This window comes from Polynucleobacter sp. AP-Kaivos-20-H2 (genome assembly GCF_018882215.1).
Lineage (GTDB): Bacteria > Pseudomonadota > Gammaproteobacteria > Burkholderiales > Burkholderiaceae > Polynucleobacter.
This window is the reverse complement of sequence record NZ_JACVOX010000003.1, coordinates 350,860-371,895: the sequence shown is the minus strand read 5'-3', so window position 1 is coordinate 371,895 and position 21,036 is coordinate 350,860. Positions and strand designations below refer to the sequence as shown.

The following is a 21,036-nucleotide window of genomic DNA, read 5'->3' as shown; positions in this document are numbered from 1 at the left end:
CCATTGGTGCCACTATTGGTAAAGGTAGTACCTGCGGTGGTAATCGCACCACTAATCGTTAAAGCAGAAGTACTACTCGATTCAGTAATACCAGTCACGTTAGAGCCTATTGCTCCGCTAATAGTCGTAGTCCCTGTGCCAGATCCAGAGTTGGTGATCGTGCCGATGTTGTTAATGCTGGTGCCAGAGACAGTAGTCGTTCCTGAGCTATTGTTATTGAAGATGACATTACCAGTACCACTGATATTGTTTGATATGGTCAGGACATTGGTGCCACTATTGGTAAAGGTAGTACCTGCGGTGGTAATCGCACCACTAATCGTTAAAGCAGAAGTACTACTCGATTCAGTAATACCAGTCACGTTAGAGCCTATTGCTCCGCTAATAGTCGTAGTACCTGTGCCAGATCCAGAGTTGGTGATCGTGCCGATGTTGTTTAAGGAGCCTGTAGCAAAAGTAATCGTACCGTTTGTAGCACCTTCGCTAATAACTAAGTTATTAGTTCCCGTCACCCCACCACTAAAGGTAGTAGAGATCGCAGTTCCGGTATTGCCAATTGTTAATGTTCCAGAGGTACCAGCGGACAGCACAATGGCATTGCTATAGGTCAAACCAGTAGTGGCTACCTGTAGAGTTGCACTTGTATTACCACTAGAAGCGCCTAAAGTTACCGCACCAGAACCTAAGGCGGAAGCTGAAGTAGAGGCTACTAAAGTACCTGCGGAGATAGTGGTGCCACCGCTGTAGGTATTGGTACCGGATAGTATCCAAGTACCTGCCCCAGATTTAGCCAGACTCGTTAGGCCAGTATTGTTAGCCAATACTTGACTCAGTGTGTTGTTGTTTGTACTGGTACCTGCCAGCGTTAAGGTACGGGTAGAAGTTCCGGTGTAAGCAATTGAACCACTGTTGGTAAAGGTCAGAGCGCCAGTACCTGAAGCATCAATCGTGCCACCACTATTTGTGAGCGTAAATAAACGATCGGTACTGACTGCTGCGCCAGTGTATTTGAGCGTACCGCCATCGAGTACTAAATTAGCAGCCGCATTGGTTGAGGCACCTAAATTACTACTAGAACCACCATTAGCCAAAGTTGATACTGAGAGTGTTCCACCGGAGATGGTTGTGACTCCAGTGTAGGTATTGGTACCAGAGAGGGTTACCGTACCAGCATAGCTGCTATCTGTCTTAAGTGCACCAGCACCTGAGATCACTCCCGAAAGCGTAACACTACTTGATCCAGTAAAGGAGATTATTCCTGCATTGGCAATGGTTGCCGTCAGACTACCTACGTTAGCAGTATCAAGATATACAGTGCTGCCGCTATTAATAATGATATTGGTATAAGAGCTTGTGTTGCTAGAGAGTGGAGCAAGTCCTAGACTCCAGTTTGAGGCAGTAGACCAGGTACCTCCAGATGAGCCAATATAAGTGTCATTAATAGTGCAGCCTCCAAATTGACACAATATCGGAGATGAATTGACAACACTTGAGTAGCCCCAGGCTGACGATGAGAACGTAAACCCAGTAAAGTTACTGGATACCGTCATTTGAGTAGTTGTCAATGGTGACACTGAATAATAAGTTGTTCCTGAGGGAGAACCATTAATACAGATACCGCCACAGTTCAACTTATTAACAAGACCAACGTTTGTCCAAACAGTGCCAAAGGCGTTCGTAATTGTCGCTCCCCCAACTGAACTTGCATTTGTTGAATTATAAAAAGTACTTGCCATATTTTTAGCGGGATCATCAAAATATAAGCCGCCAATAACTCCTACAACAGTTGAGCCTGCACCAGCAGTGATAGAGCCTGATGAATAAATATTGGTGAACTTACTGGGCCCCCAGTTTTCAATGGCAAAGATTCCACCAATAGCAATAGAATTTGGACCGACAGTGATATTGCCAGTGTTATAGGCATTTGTTATGATCGAGCCGCCTGTTGTAGTGGCCCCGTTAGATCCGCCCAGAAAACCAAATAGCCCCGCAACGCCACTAACAGTTAGGCCAGAAGCATTAATTGCGCCGGTGTTATAGACATTGGTAGCAATGAGAGTGTTGGCGTACCCAACAAGACCGTCAACGTAGCCACCGTTGGAACCCCAAGTTCCACCACTAATGCTAATGGAGCCAGCATTGTAGACATTGCTGAGGGTTTCAAAGTTTCCACTGCCAATGATCCCCGCAATTTTCGGGCTATTTCCTGAATAAGTGATGTTTGCAGCGTTATAGGTATTTAATATAATTCCATCATTAACATTAACGTATCCAGGGACATAAGATACGATTGCTCCTAAATACTGGCCTGCTGTGCTGCTAGTAATGCTGCCTTTAACCCCAAGATTAGAGAAAGTAAAAAAGGCCGCTTCAGAAAAAAGACCCATATTACCGTTAGTCAAAGCGACATTGATGGTGTGACCAAAACCATTAAAGTACCCGGAAAAATAAGTGCCATAGGTGGTTGGAATTATTGAGGTTGTAAGAGCCGAAGTAATGTCTGATCCAAGGACAAAATAACCCTTATTGGTATCAGTACCATCATTATTTTGCACTGCACTATTGGTAGTTATAGCATTCAATGCCGCCACACTATTAATGACGGTGTAGTTGTAACCATTAATGTTAATTGGATTAGTCGCACTACTAGAAACATTAATCTGCCCATTAAATCCATTTTGATATCCCGCTATCAAGCCACTTGTGGGTGAGCCTGCCATGCCCATTAATACGTAACCCACTCCATAACTTGCACTAGCAGCAGGATTGGATGTACAAAAAGAATTTCCTCCGCAAGCCCTCATTACCAAAACAGAAGTGCCTGTTAGCGTTAGGGATCCGGCGACAGTGGACGAACCAACATAAATATTGTTGTAGGCATTCAGAGTAAGTGTGTATGCGCCTGACCAACTAATCGTGTCATAAATATAAATATTGCCAGAACTAGAGGAAGTTCCAGAACCCGTAAGGGTGGCACCTGAGCTTGATACTGAAGAGGAGCCTGCAGTTAGGGTTACGCTGGTCGTACCTAATGCTGTCTGAATAGTTAAACCCGTAACATCGCCACCTGATGAAGCCACGGTTAAATCATAAGGATCTAACAACCAAGTTCCTGCTAAACCATTAGAACTGGCTGATGAGATATTTACGCTGTTAGCCACATTCAATGTCCGACCGGAAGTTTCAATAAAGCCGCCATTGCCACTAGCGCCCATTGCTTGTGCAGATAAGGTGCCTGCTACTAAATTTGCGTCACCCCAAACCAAAACATTACCGCCATCGCCACTGACTGTACTGTTTGTACTCAGACTACTATTGGCATCAATAGTGGTACTTGCTGATGTAGGAAGGGTAATGACTGATGAGAGACTTGGAAGCAGTGCTGCCTGAGTAGCACTTCCTGAGAGTGGACTTGCTTGGAAGTCGCGACCGATGATGATGTTACCGCCGCCGAGTGTGCCGTTTGCTTCCACTGTGGCACCAATGAGAGTTGTGCTAATAAGACCGGATTGCGCAATCGTACCGCCTAGCCCTGCTCCACCGTTTGTCTGGATATAACCTGTATTTTGGTAAGTACCTGCTGGAGAACTTAGGATGATCAAACCACCTTTATCGGCATTGGCTTGGATTGTTGCTGCGGTATTGAGGGTGGTGTTGCCGGCGATGTAAATGTATCCGGCTTGAGAATTGATATTGCTGCTTGCTGTGCTGCTTACTGCATTTGCAGTTATTTGAGTCTGCGAATCGAGGGTACTGACATCTGAAACAGTTGCGCCATTATTAAAAGCCACAGTTTGGGGCGGAGCTAAAGTTGAGCCACTGCCGGTCGTATTACTTGGATTATTAATACCAATTTGTACTACCCCACCTTGGCTAAGACCATTAGCTGCTATGGTACTGGCGACTACTTGGTTGGTATTTTGCGCTGCAATCTGGATATAACCACCAGTTGAAGATGAACCATTGGCACTAATCGTAGCATTGTTAAAGCTGGCATTGCCACCAGTCGCAATCATACTCATTGAGCCGCCGGTTGTGCCGTTAGCCAATACCTGAGCGCTGACATTAAGATCATTGGCAGCAATCGCTACGCTTCCTGCTTGGCCTACTACGCTACTTGCACTAATTAGACCGCCCAAGTTAGCGGTACTAGCGTATGCGCGAATATTGACTGAGCCACCGGCTGCGCTAGAAGTAGAGCTTGAACTTGAGCTAGATGCGCTGCTAGCTGCATCGGCAGTCACACTGGCAGCGCTAGTCGTGGTGACCGTACTCGTTGCCTGCAGATTAATTGTTCCACCACTAGCTAACTGAGTGGTTGTTGCAGTGGTCGCTATAGTGGTGCTCGTATTTGGTGCAACCGTCAAACTCATCGCTGCTTGACTGCTTCCTGATACTTGACCGGCAGCAATATTAATAATGGTAGTGGTGCCATTTGCACTAGCAGTTGTTGCACTCGCAATCGCATTATTAATCACACTGCTAGCTGCACTTGCTGCTAAGTTCACCACAGTAGTATTAGCGCTTGATGCTGTGGCCGCGCTCGTAGCACTAGTAATATTAGTTGTTGCTGCATTAGCTGCAGTAGTGACTGCTGCTGCAACCCCTCCTACGGTCGTAGGGGTTGAGGTTGAAGAGCTGCTGGACTTCTTGCTACTAGACGAAGTGCTGGAGCTTGCTGAAGAAGAACTGCTTGATCCAGTGCCTGATCCCGAACTGGATCCTGATCCTGAGCTAGTAGAACTAGAAGAAGAGCTTGAGGTTGAGCTGGAGCTCGATGATCCATTAGCACTAACTGGTCCAGCTAACACAATCCCGTTGGCAAGCATGGTGATGCCACCCGTACTACCACCAGCGGAATTTACTGAACCATTCACACTAATCGCCTGGGCAGTTGCGGTAATTTGGTTGGCACTAGTGGAGCTGCCAGTAGCCAAGTTCACACTGGTTGCATTAATTACGATGGCACCATTTTCGCCCATACTAATGGTGCCGTTATTGGTTACTGAGCCTGAGGCATTTAATGTCAGGGTGGTGCCAGAAGTACTGCTAGACGAAAGAGTTGCACCAGCAGCCACATTCAGATTGCCTGAAACAGAGATAGTGACGTTAGCTGTTGCTGCAGCATTTGAGATCGCTGTTGCCGTAGAACTAGTAATAGTCATTTCATCAGGATCTAACAACCACATCCCTACTTTGCCCAATGCTGCTGTGACATTGACTATCGCAGATTGGGCAATATTAAGAATGCCGTATGAGCTCGTTTCAATAAAACCACCGTTACCACCTTGTGAGCCGCCCAGCGCCTTCAAAATACCAGCTACATTAGTTTGTACTTGTGACCAGATATTGATCTCGCCACCATTACCGTTTTGTACTGAAGAAGCATCAACCAAGGCATTTTGCTCAACGGTCACAGTATTGGCTAGGTTCTCTGCTTTCAGGTTAGACCGAGTGCCATCAGCGTTTTGCGTAAAGCTCACTTTAGTGGTGCCAACGTTAATCAAACCACCATTGGCTGCCCCTTTTGCTGAGGTCACAGAACCAGTTGCCAAGCTTAAAGTATTGCCTTGCAAGGTAATATTGCCGCCGTTTGCACTGCTATTGGTTACTTGCGGATTGGCATTATTGCTGCTGTTTTGCGCTAGGCCACCATTGGCTGAAACTGTGCCTGCCTGGGTAATGGTGTCTGCTACTAAAGTGACCGTACCACCAGAAGTGCTGATGCTGCTCGCAGAAATCGTACCGGTATTATTGATTACTGAAGCACGTAAATCGGATGCAGAATTTGCCGCAATGATGATCTGACCACCCTCAGTTTTGATCAAACGCTTGTTCGAAATCAACGCATTAATTGCGCTGGCATCGACATTGACTTTCATTAGAGAATTACCACTAAAGGTTAAAGTCACCGATTGTCCTGCCACTAAAGCGATGGCATTAGCACCACTCATATTGGCTATCACAACGCCCTCGTTTACGACTTGAGGGGCCATCAAAGCAATGTACGCTGAGGCATTATTAACGGTCAGCTTACCTTGATTGAGGATCTGGCCAGAGCCATTACCTTTAAATTGCATCTTGCCTGAGCCAGACATAAATTCACTATCGGCCACATCCATCGTGGTCGCGACTAAACCACCGGTATTAACTTCTGCACCCTTGCCAAAAACTACCCCATTGGGATTCACAAAAACCACTTGGCCATTGGAATTGACTGCGCCATTGATCATCGATTGGTTAGCGCCGTTCACCCGATTGAGCGTCGATGCATTGGCATTGGGCTGATTAAAATTCACCGTATTGCCTTTTGCCACATCAAACGTTGACCAGTTAATGACTGCACGCTGACTGGTTTGGTTGATGTTCATCACATTAGTGCCTTGGCTAATCGTTGCGCTTCCTGCGGCTACAACTCCACCCGTTGGTAAGGCATTTCCGCCATAACTCGCGCCCGAAAAAGTCATGCAGGCACCGCAAAAGAGAGTCATCGCAATGCTTAATTGATGAGGTCTTATTTGCAAAAATGGGTTTTGCTTGACGGCAGAAATCCCTATCAAACGCTGAACAATAGCATTTGATTCTGTATGAGCAACAGAAAAAGAGAGGAGAGATTTCAAATTAAAATAATTTTCATTCCGTTAAGAACGAGAACATTTTCACAATTGAATTAGTAGTCAACAACCCTTCTTTCGAAGGGATTGTCAAAATTTTTTATTTATATTTTTTTAAAATTCAATAGAGAAATAAAATCCAGCTCTAAAAAATATTTCTGCCACCCTACGATCGTAGGATACTATTCGTGATTTTTAAAACGGAATGCTAGCTCTAATCCAGGCCTGCATCGTTTTATAAGAATTATCGACGTTGAGTTGTTGACCGCTCGAGTTATACAAAGGATTGTTGCCAATTCTAAAAGCTAAGGAAGCGCTCACTACTGCTCTGTCATAAAAATACTTAGCAGAAATACCTGCATCACTTAATTGGTATTTATTATTGGCATTGGTTAAGCCCTGCCAGTTGTTATACAGATTGACGTACTGCTGCACTATGCCAAGATCAGCAAATGCGCCAACTCGCCAGCTCTCATTTAAGCGATGGTCTATTTCAGTAGTAAAAATGGCGCCCTGTGAACCGCCACCTTGAGAGGTAGGGTACGCCCGTACACCATAAGCACCACCAAGATAAATTTGCTCTGAAGAGTTTAAATTTTTACTGGCCAATTGCCCATACACTGAATTAGTCCAGACCGTGCCTGGTAGTACAGATAACTCTTGGGCATGGGTCAAATTAAAGCTCCACTTGGTGTATGCCCCTGCGGTGCCTCCACCATTGAGATCAGCCTGAGCTTGAGTGGCATCGCGAATACCTAAATGGCCAAAAACCAATCCTGTCGAATAGTTGAGGCGAGAGCTCTCACTAGTAACCCAATCGCCACTGACCGTGACATTTGATGCTGTTAGCTGGTAGCTACTCAGTGTTGTCACGGGATTGGTTTGCACGTTGTTATACGAGCGGTTCTCAATGCTCAATTTGAATGTCGAGTTTGCCACTTGACCGCGCTCTAGAGCATAACTAGTATTCGCTTGAACCGTTGTAGCTGAGCCGGCTGATTGCGCGGTAGTCCAGTTAGGGATTGTGGTGTATTGCAAATAAGAGCTTTGCACCCCTGCATTCCAGCCATTGGTTCCAAGGGGAACAGCATAGTTAGCTACCACATAGCCTGAGCCCTGGGATTGGATCGCATTCAGATTGACCTGATCACCAATGCCAGACAGATTATTCAAACTCAAATTAGCGATCGCTTGGGCTGCTCCAGTACTAGCACTGCCATAGTTACTGAGCGCCGCTTGCCCACTAAACCAGGGGTTATCAGAAACCTTCACCCGAAAGTTACTAAAACCAGGCTCACTAGCCGCTTCAAATGCACCCGTTGCTCCAACACCAGGCACTTCATTGAGTAATAACATGCCGCGCTCAATGGGCACTACATTAATAAACGCTCCGCCATCTACCCCATGAGTAAAGTAAGCTTTGGCTCGCTCTAATGAGAAACGAGGACTAGTCTTATTTGTTGAATCGACAGGCTCGACGATAACTGATCCCAATTTGCCTTCTAAAATTTTAATGCCAAGCACGCCATCTTTAATTTCTTGAGGAGGTAAAGTGGCCTGAGCAATACGTCCTTGAGCCGCATAAAATTCTTGAATCGCTACGGTGGCATCTTGCAATTCACTTAAATAAACAGATCTGCCAATCCAGGGCTTCACCACTTGTTCTAGTTCGCTATTGGTAAAAAGAGTATTACCCTCAAACCGAATTTGCTTAATAGTCACTTGCTCACCCTTTTTGGGCTCTGGAGCTAGCGTAGGTTTGGATGGCTGAATTAAAGGCTCTTGTGACTCACGTTGTAATTGCAAATCAAGTTGATTTTGCAGAGCACCTGCATTGGGAGCAGCTTGTGCCAATACGTATGAACAAGCCCCTGCACCTAACAAAGTAATAGCTACCCTTGCTAATTGTTGAATACAAAAAGGTAATGGCTTCATCTAATCTAGTGGTTTAAGTGATTCAATCGTTATTGGGTGCTGATCCTGATGCAATACTGAGGACTGCGCATCAATAGATTGAATTATTTCTGTAAGGGGCAATCTTGGTAACCCTACGAAAGCAGGGATCATCAAAATCACTGCTATGAACTTTGATCTAGCAGGCCCTAACTAGCTGAAAGACTAGTATTGAGTGCAATGAGCTCAGCCAGTGAGCGCAAACGCAATTTATACATCACTTCAGATTTGTATTCTTTTACTGTTGGTAAAGAAATCCCCAGTTCATCAACCAGCTCTTTATTACCATAGCCCTTTGCTAATAGATTAAAGACTTGACGCTCACGTGGCGATAGGGTTTTTAGAGCCTCAGTTAGTTGAGACTTGCGAATCAGCTCTTGCATCGCAACAGTGTCTTGCTCAATGGCCTTAGCAACTGCACTCAAAAATGCTTCACGACTAAAAGGTTTTAATAAAAAGTCAAAGGCACCATTTTTAAAGGCTTTGACAATTTGCTCATCAGAACTCTCGCCACTAATGAAAATGATTGGGATCTTGTGCCCCTTAGCAATCAACTCGGACTGTAATTGGATGCCCGATTGCTTGGGCATTCGCATATCGCTTACCAATACCGCAGGCACTACAGGTTTAAATTCGCTTAAAAATTGCTCGGGACTGGCAAAAGAGAAAATGGTATAGCCGCAAAACTGCAAGGCACGCTCAAGATCAGAGCGTAACTCATCATCGTCTTCTACCAAAAAAATGTATTTTTTTGAATTCATTGCCCACTAAGCCAATTCATTAGCGCCTATTAAAAATAAATTATGACTAATGTGCTTTATTGCTCATACCCTGCGAAAGAAGGGAATTAGTCATAAGCTTGCATTGACGTATCCACTAGCTCCCCCACTTTGGCTTAAGGCCCGGGGGAATGGTGACAATAAAACTAACCCCTCCATTATCTGGCAGGTTCTTATATATCAGCGATCCTTGGTGACGCTCAACAATATAGCGTGAAAGCCATAGACCGACCCCGGTACCGGTAGACTTGGAAGTAGCAAATAAATTAAAAAGCTTGGCTTCTTGTTGGCCATGAATTCCGGGGCCATTATCAGTGATGGCAAGACAATAATATCCTTGCTCGTTGATCCTACTGTGTATTTGAATAACTTTGTTGTTTTGAGAGCTTGTATCCAGTGCGTCTATGGCATTAGACAAAAGATTGACTACCACCTGACGAAACAATGACTCCCAAATCGATTGCCTATCTATCACCTGTAAATCAAACTCTATTTGTATATGCGATTTTTGAATACGCCCTGAATACAGCGACACAATCTCCCTAATCAAGTCATCAATACTACATAAGGAAGGACTCTCCTCGCCTCGATTGAACAGTTTTTTAAGGCTCAAAATGAGTTTAGCTGCTAGATGATTTGCTTTGAGGATATTTCCCAAAGGTTGTTTTAGATCTTCAGGCTTGACACTCTCTTGGCCAATTAATTGCAAAGCCTCATCGCTATTGAGTTCAATACGAGCCAAATATTGATTAAGCTCGTGTGCTAATCCTGCCGATAGCGCACCACTTTCAATTAAAGTGCTGCTGTTTGCTAATTTTTCAATCAAGAGGTCTTTCTCTAAAAGTAACCCTTGAACCTGCTTATCCCTCGTCTTCAATTGAATAGCGTTATACGAAAAATTCTCTATCCAGTGCATCAGGATTAATAGCTGGAGAAATATAAATAGATTGCCCCTTAAAACTCGTGATGAAATATCAAATTGTGAAATATCTAAAAGCGTGAATCCAAAAATATAGCCTTGACGATTTGTTACGAGGATAATCGCCAACCAAATTACAAAAATTCCAATGAATACCAAAATGGTAGAGCGGATTAAATTGAACCAGATTGTTGGGAGTTGCTTGTTACTATTGGCAACCTCAACAAGCATCCAACTCAAAAGGCAAACAATAAAGATATAGACAAAAAATGCTCGATCTAAATAGTTTCCACTTTTTCCGACTGACCAAACGAGAACGAAAAAAGGAATTACACATCCCAAGCTCACCAAAATAAAACTCTTAGATACTCTTTTTCGAAGACTTTTATAGTAAAGAGGTTGAAATGACATCGAGAGGCCAAAAAGGAAATACCCTAAAAAAAACATCTTTTTAAAGGCTGAATCTGGCAGTTCTTCAAAAAAACGGTACGAATCTATTTCATGACCCAAGAATATAAAAGCGATGACAACTATTATTGCGCCCAATAAACCCATGGAACTTGTTAGCGACATGAAATAAAAACTCTGATTTCGTTCGACCCCTTTAGATAGTTGAAAACCTGAAATCAACATGGATAACAAGAAAAATGATATCGAAGCGAAATAGAAGGATAGGTACTGAGACATTTGTTAATATTTTATGACGTATCCGTATTGGTTATTCCAATAAGAATCAAAATTGATATCCCAGCCCCAAAAGTAGTCTGGCAGTTTGTGACGATGTAGTTATAGAAGCGTTGATTGTGCGCCCAGATGAAATGATAGTTCTTGTCGTAGTCTGAGGGTCATAGGACGAATAATTGGCTTCACCAAATAGATAAATTGCATCATATACAAACTGCTTATATCCAAGGCCTAATAAGTAGCTACTCAAGTTAGGGCCTGTATTTGAATTCACTACTTGCGTCTGCTTGCCTGCCTTTAAATAAAATAAGCCATCCTCAGTTTGAAAACCAGGGGAAAGAAAAAATCCATAGTTATATAGAGGAGAACCGCTGCTTACCGTTGCAGTTTGATTTAAAGCTTGTACTTGGAGCTGCTGCACTAAACCATTAGAGGGTGAAATATTGGCGCCTATTCCCAAATAATAATTCTGGGCAATATTGAAGTTATATCCCGTAGTGAGCACTGCTACTTGATGACTAGAACCACTTGAGTTAATGCTCGACGGAATAACTCTGCCATTGAGTGTCAAAACAGAACTGATCGATGTATTGATACCCCGATATCCAAAACCTAGATCAGTATAAAAACCTTCAAATTGAGAATGGGTCTTTTCTTGCGCCTGCACAGCAACCGGGAGTGGTGCAAGCATTGTTATTACAAGAAGAGGAGCAAACCAAAATCTGAGCATTATTAAATAGGGCTAAATGATTGAAACTGCAGTGTGGGGAAGATTTTCTACATTGAATACCCTACGATCGTAGGGTAATAGATTAGGATCCTCAATTGAAATATCTGCCTCTTTAAAACCTCCTAAAAGTTCGCCAATGAGGTCTTCCTCTAAATGCTGGAGGATTAGGAGATAGTTTTATCGGGTAAACCGTCAAAACTACGTTAAAACCATTGAATCCCAACTTCAAGAACAAGGCTCTTGTAACAATCCTTGTATTACAAAACCATCTTATATACAATACTGTTAATCGTACTATTAAGGAGGCTATCATGGGCGCCGTTGTAGCAAATGACTTGAAAACCAAGGGCATCAAAGCAATAGAAGATGCATTGCTGGGCCAACTTGAAGCGCCGGTATCGGTACGCGGACAGATCAAATATGTGGTGATGAGTCAGCAGCAATACCAGTATTTGCGCGAATGCGAACTCGAAGCTGCTCTAGCCGAATCAAAGGCGGATTTAGCAGGAGGGCGCTTTGTCAAAGAAACAGTAGCACACCACATTAAACGCCTCAAACAAATTAATAAGTCAACGTAGTGAGTTGGCAGTTAATTTTTACTGAGCAATACAACCGGCGTGCCGCTAAATTTCTAAAGCGTCATCCTGATGTAGAAAGTCAATACGAAAAAACATTAGAGCTACTAGAACTCAATCCGCACCACCCTTCACTTCGCCTTCATGGTTTATCGGGAAGGCTCGACGGGCTGCAAAGTATTTCAATTAACTTGAAATATCGAGTCACCATTGAAATGATCATCTCTGACAATGAAATTGTTTTAATCAATGTCGGAGATCATGATGCAGTGTATTGATCCCTAAGCTGCGCTTAACCACTCAAAGTCAATATGAAATCAGTCGATGTACTCGACAAACTGTTGTCGAAACCAATTGACGGACCGAGTAAAAATTGCACCCGACCGGCCAAATAAACTGTGAATTTAAAGAGATTTTATGTTGTGTATTTTTGTGTTACATTGAGACTGTTGGCGCTAAAACAACTCTTTTAATCCGTTGGTCGCGAGAGTTCTGGATCGTAAGCGTTACTTTAAGTAACGCTTGTAACCAATCTAAGCTGCCCGTAACTCCCGTTCAGCCTGCTTCTTACTAGGATAATTATCAGACGCCTTACTATCCGCCTCAATCAGCTTTCTAGTTGTAGCTCCACGTAATTGCTCTATAGCCTGTATTACTTGTAAATGGCTATAGTGCCGCTCAATCATTAATATACTTGTACCCATCTGCTTAGCTAATGTATGAATAGGCACCAGATCGTGGGTAAGTGCTAACGTGGCATAGGTATGGCGTAGGCTATAGAACACCCGCTTTTGATTAGTTTTGGGATCAATCAATAAACCATGGTCTGCTAAGAAGCCGTCAAACATATGGTTTAAGACATCACTTAAATCCCTGCCCTCTTTGGTTCTAAAGATATAGTCATCATTAGTGGGTTTAATCAGCTCAGCCAAAGGATCTTTAATTGAGCTAGCTACTCCATAGTTTCGCAAAGCTATTCTCTCTAAGACTCTGATACTAGGTAAGCGTCCAATAATCTGTCTTTGCCCTGTTTTACCTTTAACCGTCATCTCACAACTTCGGTTTAGGCTGTGCACTTCAATGACTTCACCATCCTCATCCAATTGATCTGTGACCGTACTAATAGGGTTCATCATGAAACGGATTTGCTTCCATTTCATATCAAGTAACTCAATTCCTGGTCTTGCTCCTGTATCTACCAACATCTCCACATAGTCTCTCAGAATCTCTCTTCGTTCACGCACATCTTTCGTTCTGCCTGATTCTATGTATGGACCCAGTAGTTTTAATAACGCTCTTAACTCATGCAATTCAAATGCAGGACGACGAACACTCTCTTTAGTCTTGCCATCTAACTTAGGGCGATTACTCTCAGTTAGATAACCTCTAACAATAGCTTCATCAAAGACTCGATTGAATGCAGCATTTTGGGTTTTGCGATTGCTATTTGATAGCGCCAAGCCATACTTAGCTTCACGATCATCGTAGTACTGCTGCAGGGCATCGTAGTCAATATTGGTAATAAGCCTTTGTCCAAGACTGGGTATGAAATGCTCATTAATAATACGGATGTAGTCTTTGTAGATTGACTTACCCAAGCCACCCTTTAAGTCTCGCTCCATGCGATCAATAGCTAACATAGCGATATCCTTAAAGCGTTTAGTTACCACTGGGATGCCGGAGCGCTTACGTATTTCTGCTTCTACCAATAGCTCTTTAGCTTTATTCACCGCTAAGTCAATTTGGGTTTCTTTTGTAGTTGCCCGTATCCACTTGTTATCCACCTTATAGCGACATTGCCATACGGCACTATGCTCGCGTTGATAGAGGGTTAGGTTACGGTGTATGAGTTGATGTGTACTTTCTTTTTTAATTGCCATACATATACTTTAGCTTCAGAGTCCCAGCTAGAGCAACCAAGTTGGCTGAATTATTCAGGTCAATTTAGCCAAAAGAAAGTATGGCTATATATGGTGATTATTGGGGTGTTTATGGGGTACTACGAAGGGACAAGCGTTACTTAAAGTAACGCTTGGATTTATGGGTTTCAATACAATTCAAATACTTGATACTACATATGGTAAAAAGTAAGGCGACCTTAGACCTAATCAAGAGATACTTTCCAATGTTTTATTTACACTGCTCAAAACAATTATTAGATTGGGTACCTTCAGGCGTCAACGAACCCGCCGGGAAGGGGGACAATATTTTGGGTAATTGGTATGCTAAGGCAATATTTTCAAAACCACAGGTAGCCTTATTTGTAAATGAAAGAACCCTGCTACCAGTGTTGATGCCTCTAGCCCCAGCATCGAACTTGGTAGAACGATTCCCACAATACCTATTTAAGATCTTGCTATCTCAAGGTGTAAGTGAAGCTTTTATGCAACAGGAATTAGATCATCTTGATAAAGTGGTGTATTGCAAATCAACTAATCGCAGCATCATTGGTATTTTGAATATGTTCACCTATCACCTAGAAGGCTATCAGTCCATGCATTATGCAGATGATTGCTACTCACTCTCTATGATGATGGCCGATACTCCCTGTGGACCACTTTACAAAAGTACAATCACACCTGGTAATGCTCTGAGAGAATTTGCATCGAGTGGGCAGATTCACTAGCTTGATAAAACTGTTACTTAAAGTAACGCTCAAAAAGACAAAACCCCCACCATTACTGATGAGGGTTTGCTTTTCTGGTGGGCCCACCAGGACTTGAACCTGGGACCAAAGGATTCCGGTTTGTGTTGCTTTCACAACTCCCTGGACTATGCCTTCATCATATTCAAACTTAACATCTGAACTTAGATGGGTGCCGTCTAGTCTCTACACGTTCAAAGTAATTTCTTACTAAGCTTCGCTCGGCGTTAGCTTGTGCAGCTTTTGGCTACATTTAGCTTTCTCCGAATTTGACACCATCCCTTATGCAGTTTCCACGCATAAGGCACAACTTTCGCTATGAGTCCTCTGCTCTAACCAACTGAGCTATGGGCCCTAAAACTGTTTTTACTACACACCTTTTGAGGGGTGCTTACCGCTTCAAAACCACATAAAAACCGCATTTACTACACACCTCGGTTTTTGCTCTGGTGTGTAAGCGGTGTGTAAGCAATTTTGACCACCTAATCAACCACTAACCTCTTGAAATCATTGAGGTCTTAACTACAAGACCCCTAGGGCTTCTTTCTTATGAGTCCTCTGCTCTAACCAACTGAGCTATGGGCCCTAACCACTCATTGTAATTGAAGGGGCTCTTCAAATGATTGATTGGTATGCACTTGCTGAAATGTTGGTTTTTATTTAGATATACATTATTATATGTATATCTAAAGGAGATGACAATCATGGTCGTATCAAAATGGGGGAACAGCCTTGCCATTCGTCTACCAGCTCAAGTGGTCGAATTTTTAGAGCTAAAAGAAGGGGACGACATTGAGGTCCATGTTGCCGATAAAAAGCATTTCCAAGTTAAGAAGAAACCTTCCTTGCAGGATAGGCTTCAAAGTTTGAGAAAATTTCGTGGTCGCATGCCCGCTGATTTTCACTTTGATAGATCTGAATTGAATGAACGCTAAGAAGATATTTTTTGATACCAATACCCTACTTTATTTACTATCATCAGATACCAAAAAAGCAGACTGGGTTACTAAAAATTTACAGCAATCGAACGTAATAAGCGTTCAAGTGCTTAATGAATTTACTTCTGCTAGCATTAGAAAAATAAAAATATCTAATGGTGAGCTGGATGAATTCTTAGATTTATTTACGTCTACATTCAACGTAAGATCGCTTGATATAGATACTTTTGAAACTGGATTGATGGTGTCCAGGCGATATGGATACCATCACTATGATTCAATGATTATTGCTGCGGCTTTGCAAGCAGGATGCGAAAAACTGTACTCAGAAGATATGCAGCACCGGCAAGTAATTGATAAGAGACTGCAGATCGTGAATCCTTTTTTATAAAGGACTCACGATATCGAAGTGCTAGACAATCAATCTTCCTCGAGGAAGGTCTTGAGTTTGTCGCTACGGCTTGGATGACGCATCTTGCGCAGAGCCTTCGCTTCGATCTGACGAATACGCTCACGTGTAACGTCAAACTGTTTGCCGACTTCTTCGAGGGTGTGATCAGTGCTCATCTCAACACCAAAGCGCATACGCAATACTTTTGCTTCACGTGGTGTTAATGAATCAAGAACGTCTTTCACCACATCGCGCATAGAGTCATGCAATGCTGCTTCAGCTGGAGCCAATGTATTGCCGTCTTCAATAAAATCGCCCAAATGAGAATCTTCATCGTCACCAATTGGCGTCTCCATGGAGATAGGCTCTTTAGCAATCTTCATGATCTTGCGAATCTTATCTTCCGGAATCTCCATCTTCAACGCCAAAGTTGCAGCATCTGGCTCATGGCCAGTTTCTTGCAAGATCTGACGGCTGATACGGTTCATCTTGTTGATCGTCTCAATCATGTGAACAGGGATACGGATCGTACGGGCCTGGTCAGCAATCGAACGGGTAATTGCCTGACGAATCCACCATGTTGCGTAGGTAGAGAACTTATAGCCACGACGGTATTCAAACTTATCTACTGCTTTCATCAGGCCGATATTGCCTTCTTGAATTAAGTCCAAGAACTGCAAGCCACGGTTGGTGTATTTCTTGGCAATGGAGATTACCAAACGTAAGTTGGCTACTGTCATCTCACGTTTCGCTTCACGGGCACGCTTCTCGCCAGCGATCATCTGCTTGTTTACTTCTTTTAATTCTGGAAGTGGAATAACAACATTCTTCTGAATATCAATCAACTTCTGTTGAAGTTCTTGAATTGCAGGGACGTTACGTTGCAAGAGTGCGCTGTAAGGCTTGTTCTCTTTGAGCAACTTCTCAGTCCAAGTCAAATTCATGGACATCTTAGGGAAGTCTTTTAATACTTCACTACGATTAACGCCAACTTTGTCTACCAACAAGCTCACGATGCCACGCTCAAGTTTCCATACCTGGTCCACTTGTGAGCGCATGGTGTCACATAACTTCTCAACACTCTTCGCTGTCAAACGGAAACCAAGCAACTCAGCGCGAATTGCTTCTTGTGCCTTCAGATACGCAGGACAGTTATAACCATCCTTATCAAACGCACGGCGCATCTTGTCAGCCTGTGTACGAACGATTGCAAACTTCTCTAAAGAAATCTGCTTTAACTCTTCTAATTGCTTAGCATTCGCTGTTGCAGCACCGCTACCACCGCCACCTTCGTCTTCGCCGCCCTCTTCATCGCCCTCTTCGGCATCCGGATCAATTTCTGGCTCTTCAGGTCCAAGCTTAATATCTTCTGCGTTAGGATCAACCAAACCATCAACAAACTGATCAATCTCCATCTCGCCACTAGTAATCTTGTCAACGTTGCTCAGAATCTCCGCAATCGTTACAGGGCAAGCAGCCAAAGCCATCACCATATCTTTGAGGCCGGCTTCAATCTTCTTCGCGATAACGATCTCGCCTTCGCGAGTCAGCAAATCAACTGTACCCATCTCACGCATATACATACGTACTGGATCGGTAGTGCGTCCGAATTCTGAATCAACTGTAGATAAAGCAGCTTCAGCCTTTTCTTCAGCCTCTTCTTCGGAAGCTGCAGCTTCTGTGTTGTCAGACAGGATTAAGGTTTCAGCATCGGGCGCTTGTTCGTAAACAGTAATACCGATGTCATTGAGCAAGCTGATCAAAGTCTCTAATGCATCCGCATCAGACAACTCGTCAGACATCACGTCATTCATCTCGCCATGGGTTAAATAGCCCTTGGACATGCCCATCTTGATCAAAGTCTTCAAACGAGCACGACGTAACTCTTGCTGCTCTTCTGTACCCAACTGCTGTGCTGCAAATTCTTTTAAGAGTGCCTTCTCTTTAGCCTTACGCTCACGTGCTTTTTGACGATCCGTTAATACTGGCTCTGCATTGTCTGCAGGAGCATCCGCCTTGGCTTTACGGCCGCGCTTTTTCTCATCCTCAACTGCTGGAACTTCAACTTCAGCAACCTTGGCTTTTTTACCCTTGGTTTCTTTAACTTCTTTTGCATCTTTAATTGGTTCAGCCTTAGGTGCAGGTGCAGCTTTACCTTTTTTTACTGGCTCAACTTTGACTTCTGCTTTTGCTGTTTTCACAGGGGCTTTAGCAACTGGCTTTGCCGGCACTTTTGCCGTTGGCTTTGCAACTGCTTTTGTTGGTTTTGCTGGCGCTTTAGCTGCAACCTTAGGGGCTGGCTTTGCGACAGCCTTCACCGGTTTAACTGGTGCTTTAGCTTTTGGAGCTGGCTTTGCTAAGGCCTTCGCTTTCGGTGCTGGTTTAGCAGCAACTTTTACTGGCTTAGCAGGAGCTTTCGCTTTTGGGGCCGCCTTAGCTGGTGCCTTTACTTTAGAAACTGGTTTCGCGGCAGCCTTTACTGACTTAGCTGGGATTTTTGCTTTGACCGCTGGTTTTGCAGCGGCTTTTACTGGTTTAGCTGGAGCTTTCGCTTTTGGAGCTGGTTTTTTGGTCTTGGTATTCGGCATTTATTAGCACTTACTCACATTACTGTTGTTGATATCGACTGATGAAACACAGCCCCGTAGTAACTCACTTACCCACTTACCCCAAATTTCATCAAAATAAAGCGCAAGTGGCTGAATTAAATCGGTTTTTTCTTGGGAACAGAGGATTATAGTCGATTGCGACTTTTTTACCCCTGCATCACATAAAAATATGGGGTAATTTTGGGGAATTTCTAGGGGTGTTTCAGTAAATTCTTAGGAGAATTTCAGCTTTTCGCCCAATTCCCGATAACGGGCTTTGTCTTGCTCGGAAGCGGAACTTCCAGAGATCTTTTGGGCGATTTCGGTCATTTCCTGCTTGAGATGGGTTAATTCCAGCTTTTTGAATGCCCCCTCAAGATCAGCAGCTGCACCCTCTAACTCTAAATCAGAGCCCATTACCCGATTTCTCAGGACCTCATACAGAGGAGCCAACTCACTACGAGAGAGTTGATCTTGGAACATGGCAAATGCACCGGCACCTGCGATCGCTGGTTTATTGCCCTCGCCTGGAATCAACTCAACCAAGTCACACTGTGACAAAAGGTCCTTCATTAAAGCGTGGGCTTTTTCAGATCTCTGCTCTGCCGCCTTCAATGCTAGTTCGCGCTTGTTAGGATCTAAAGCTTTTCCTAAATGCGGAAACTGGATAATCACTCGCAGCATTTGCTCGGCTAAATCCGTTGGTGCTTTGGGTGGCTCAATATTTTGAGTGGCAACTCTTTTTGCAGAACCTTTGGATGCTTGCCAAGGCGCGCCTTGACGATTGCCATTATTAGAAAAATTATTTTGGCTATTTGAGCTGCCTTGGCCACCTTGATAGCGCGCCTGTGCTGGCTGATAAGTAGTTTGTCGAACAGGTGCAGGCGCTACTGTTAAACCACAAAATGCTTCTAGTTCTGCAGGGGTGGTATTGGTACGAATCGCGAGCTCGCGCAGAATTTGCGTACGCAAAGCAATGGGAGGCATCGAGAGTAAAAGCGGCTTAGCGGCATGATGGGTATGGGCTCGACCCTCTGGAGTAGTTTGCTCGTGACCCTCACTAACAACCTTGAAGAAGAAGCTAGAGATAGACATCGCTTCTTTAATGACCTTCTCAAAAGCAGGTGCACCATAAGCACGAACATAGCTATCAGGGTCATGCTCTGTCGGTAAAAATAAGAAGCGAATTTCTTTATCGTCAGACATGAGCGGCAAACATGCTTCAAGTGCGCGCTGTGCCGCACGTTGACCAGCGGAGTCACCATCAAATGAGAAAACTACTTTATCAGTTTGTCTGAGTAACATGCGTACATGGTTTGCTGTACAAGCTGTACCCAGTGTTGCAACCGCATTAGGGAATCCCAATTGCGCAAGCGCAACAACATCCATATAACCTTCGCACACCAAAACATATTCCTGGGCACGAATCGCTTGTCTGGCCTCAAACAAGCCATAGAGCGTATTACCTTTTGAGAACAATGGCGTCTCAGGAGAATTTAAATACTTTGGTTCACCTTGATCCAAAATCCGTCCACCAAAACCAATGGTTTGACCTTTGGGATTACGAATAGGAAACATAATGCGGTCACGGAAACGATCGTAGCGCTTTACATTTGCACCTTCGGACTGCTCACTCTGGATAAGCAAGCCACCCTCTAGCAAAGTCTTGGCAACCTCATCATTAGAGTAGGTGCCAAATACCGCTTCAAGACCCTGCCAACCGTCAGGCGCATAACCCAAGGCATAACGCTTAGCAATCTCACCAGTAAGTCCACGACCTTTTAAATACTCAACCGCCCTAGTATTGCCCTTCAGTTGTTGGCGATACCAATCCGCAGCTGCGCTCATCACCTCACTTAATGCCATTGCTTGCTGCTGTCTTGCCACATCATTTGCAGTGCGCTCTTCACGAGGCACATCCAATCCTGCAGAACGCGCAAGATCTTCAATGGCATCTACATATCCAAGCCCGGAATACTCCATTAAGAAGCTAATGGCAGAGCCATGAGCGCCACAACCAAAGCAGTGATAAAACTGTTTAGTGGGTGATACTGAAAATGAGGGAGACTTCTCTGAATGAAAGGGGCACAAACCCTGAAAGTTCGCGCCCGCTTTTTTTAGCTTAACGTGCTGCCCAACCACATCAACGATATCAACCCGATTTAAAAGATCGGCAATGAAGGATTGTGGAATGAGCGCCATGTAGCCAGTATGAAAGGAT

Annotated in this window: 13 protein-coding genes; 5 read left to right on the top strand and 8 right to left on the bottom strand. The window is 43.8% G+C overall.

The genetic code is table 11. The features are described from left to right. The 5 genes from ICE89_RS10360 to ICE89_RS10340 all read right to left on the bottom strand — a co-directional run. A partial coding sequence (locus ICE89_RS10360; RefSeq protein WP_216265820.1) for a filamentous hemagglutinin N-terminal domain-containing protein occupies nucleotides 1–6,620 on the bottom strand: 6,620 nt, incomplete at its 3' end. A gap of 189 nt (nucleotides 6,621–6,809) precedes the next feature. After that, nucleotides 6,810–8,549, bottom strand: coding sequence for a ShlB/FhaC/HecB family hemolysin secretion/activation protein (locus tag ICE89_RS10355; RefSeq protein ID WP_216265819.1), 1,740 nt, complete (start codon nucleotides 8,547–8,549; stop codon nucleotides 6,810–6,812). Nucleotides 8,550–8,716: 167 nt separating this feature from the next. Beyond that, the gene (locus ICE89_RS10350) at nucleotides 8,717–9,328 is read right to left on the bottom strand and encodes a response regulator transcription factor (protein WP_216265818.1); all 612 of its coding nucleotides are present in this window, start codon (nucleotides 9,326–9,328) and stop codon (nucleotides 8,717–8,719) included. A 115-nt stretch (nucleotides 9,329–9,443) separates the two neighbouring features. Further along, on the bottom strand, nucleotides 9,444–10,838 hold the full coding sequence (locus tag ICE89_RS10345) for a sensor histidine kinase (protein WP_216265817.1): 1,395 nt from the start codon (nucleotides 10,836–10,838) through the stop codon (nucleotides 9,444–9,446). Between the two features lie 160 nt (nucleotides 10,839–10,998). Next, nucleotides 10,999–11,640, bottom strand: a complete 642-nt coding sequence (locus ICE89_RS10340; RefSeq protein ID WP_216265816.1) for a hypothetical protein — start codon at nucleotides 11,638–11,640, stop codon at nucleotides 10,999–11,001. A 350-nt stretch (nucleotides 11,641–11,990) separates the two neighbouring features. On the opposite strand from ICE89_RS10340, the gene ICE89_RS10335 reads away from it, so the two are divergent. Together ICE89_RS10335 and ICE89_RS10330 are read left to right on the top strand one after the other, a co-directional pair. Beyond that, nucleotides 11,991–12,257: a hypothetical protein gene (locus ICE89_RS10335; RefSeq protein WP_216265815.1), complete on the top strand. Its 267-nt coding sequence runs from the start codon at nucleotides 11,991–11,993 to the stop codon at nucleotides 12,255–12,257. Continuing rightward, on the top strand, nucleotides 12,257–12,532 hold the full coding sequence (locus ICE89_RS10330; protein WP_216265814.1) for a hypothetical protein: 276 nt from the start codon (nucleotides 12,257–12,259) through the stop codon (nucleotides 12,530–12,532). The genes ICE89_RS10335 and ICE89_RS10330 overlap by 1 nt, the downstream gene beginning before the upstream one ends. A gap of 255 nt (nucleotides 12,533–12,787) precedes the next feature. Here ICE89_RS10330 and ICE89_RS10325 read toward each other — a convergent pair whose 3' ends face one another. Then, nucleotides 12,788–14,134 carry a hypothetical protein gene (locus ICE89_RS10325; RefSeq protein ID WP_216265813.1) on the bottom strand — a complete coding sequence of 449 codons (1,347 nt, stop codon included), beginning with the start codon at nucleotides 14,132–14,134 and terminating at the stop codon, nucleotides 12,788–12,790. Nucleotides 14,135–14,379: 245 nt separating this feature from the next. On the opposite strand from ICE89_RS10325, the gene ICE89_RS10320 reads away from it, so the two are divergent. From ICE89_RS10320 to ICE89_RS10310, 3 genes are all read left to right on the top strand, one after another. Then, the gene (locus tag ICE89_RS10320) at nucleotides 14,380–14,880 is read left to right on the top strand and encodes a hypothetical protein (protein WP_216265812.1); all 501 of its coding nucleotides are present in this window, start codon (nucleotides 14,380–14,382) and stop codon (nucleotides 14,878–14,880) included. A gap of 722 nt (nucleotides 14,881–15,602) precedes the next feature. Further along, nucleotides 15,603–15,833 carry an AbrB/MazE/SpoVT family DNA-binding domain-containing protein gene (locus ICE89_RS10315; RefSeq protein ID WP_072582921.1) on the top strand — a complete coding sequence of 77 codons (231 nt, stop codon included), beginning with the start codon at nucleotides 15,603–15,605 and terminating at the stop codon, nucleotides 15,831–15,833. Further along, a complete protein-coding gene (locus ICE89_RS10310) occupies nucleotides 15,823–16,227 on the top strand; it encodes a PIN domain-containing protein (protein WP_216265811.1) in 405 nt (134 codons plus the stop codon). Before ICE89_RS10315 ends, ICE89_RS10310 begins: the two co-directional genes overlap by 11 nt. A gap of 29 nt (nucleotides 16,228–16,256) precedes the next feature. Here ICE89_RS10310 and rpoD read toward each other — a convergent pair whose 3' ends face one another. Continuing rightward, complete coding sequence (rpoD, locus tag ICE89_RS10305; RefSeq protein WP_216265810.1) at nucleotides 16,257–18,815, bottom strand: RNA polymerase sigma factor RpoD; 2,559 nt, start codon at nucleotides 18,813–18,815, stop codon at nucleotides 16,257–16,259. Between the two features lie 234 nt (nucleotides 18,816–19,049). Beyond that, complete coding sequence (gene dnaG / locus ICE89_RS10300) at nucleotides 19,050–21,017, bottom strand: DNA primase (protein WP_216262665.1); 1,968 nt, start codon at nucleotides 21,015–21,017, stop codon at nucleotides 19,050–19,052. Nucleotides 21,018–21,036 lie beyond the last annotated feature (19 nt).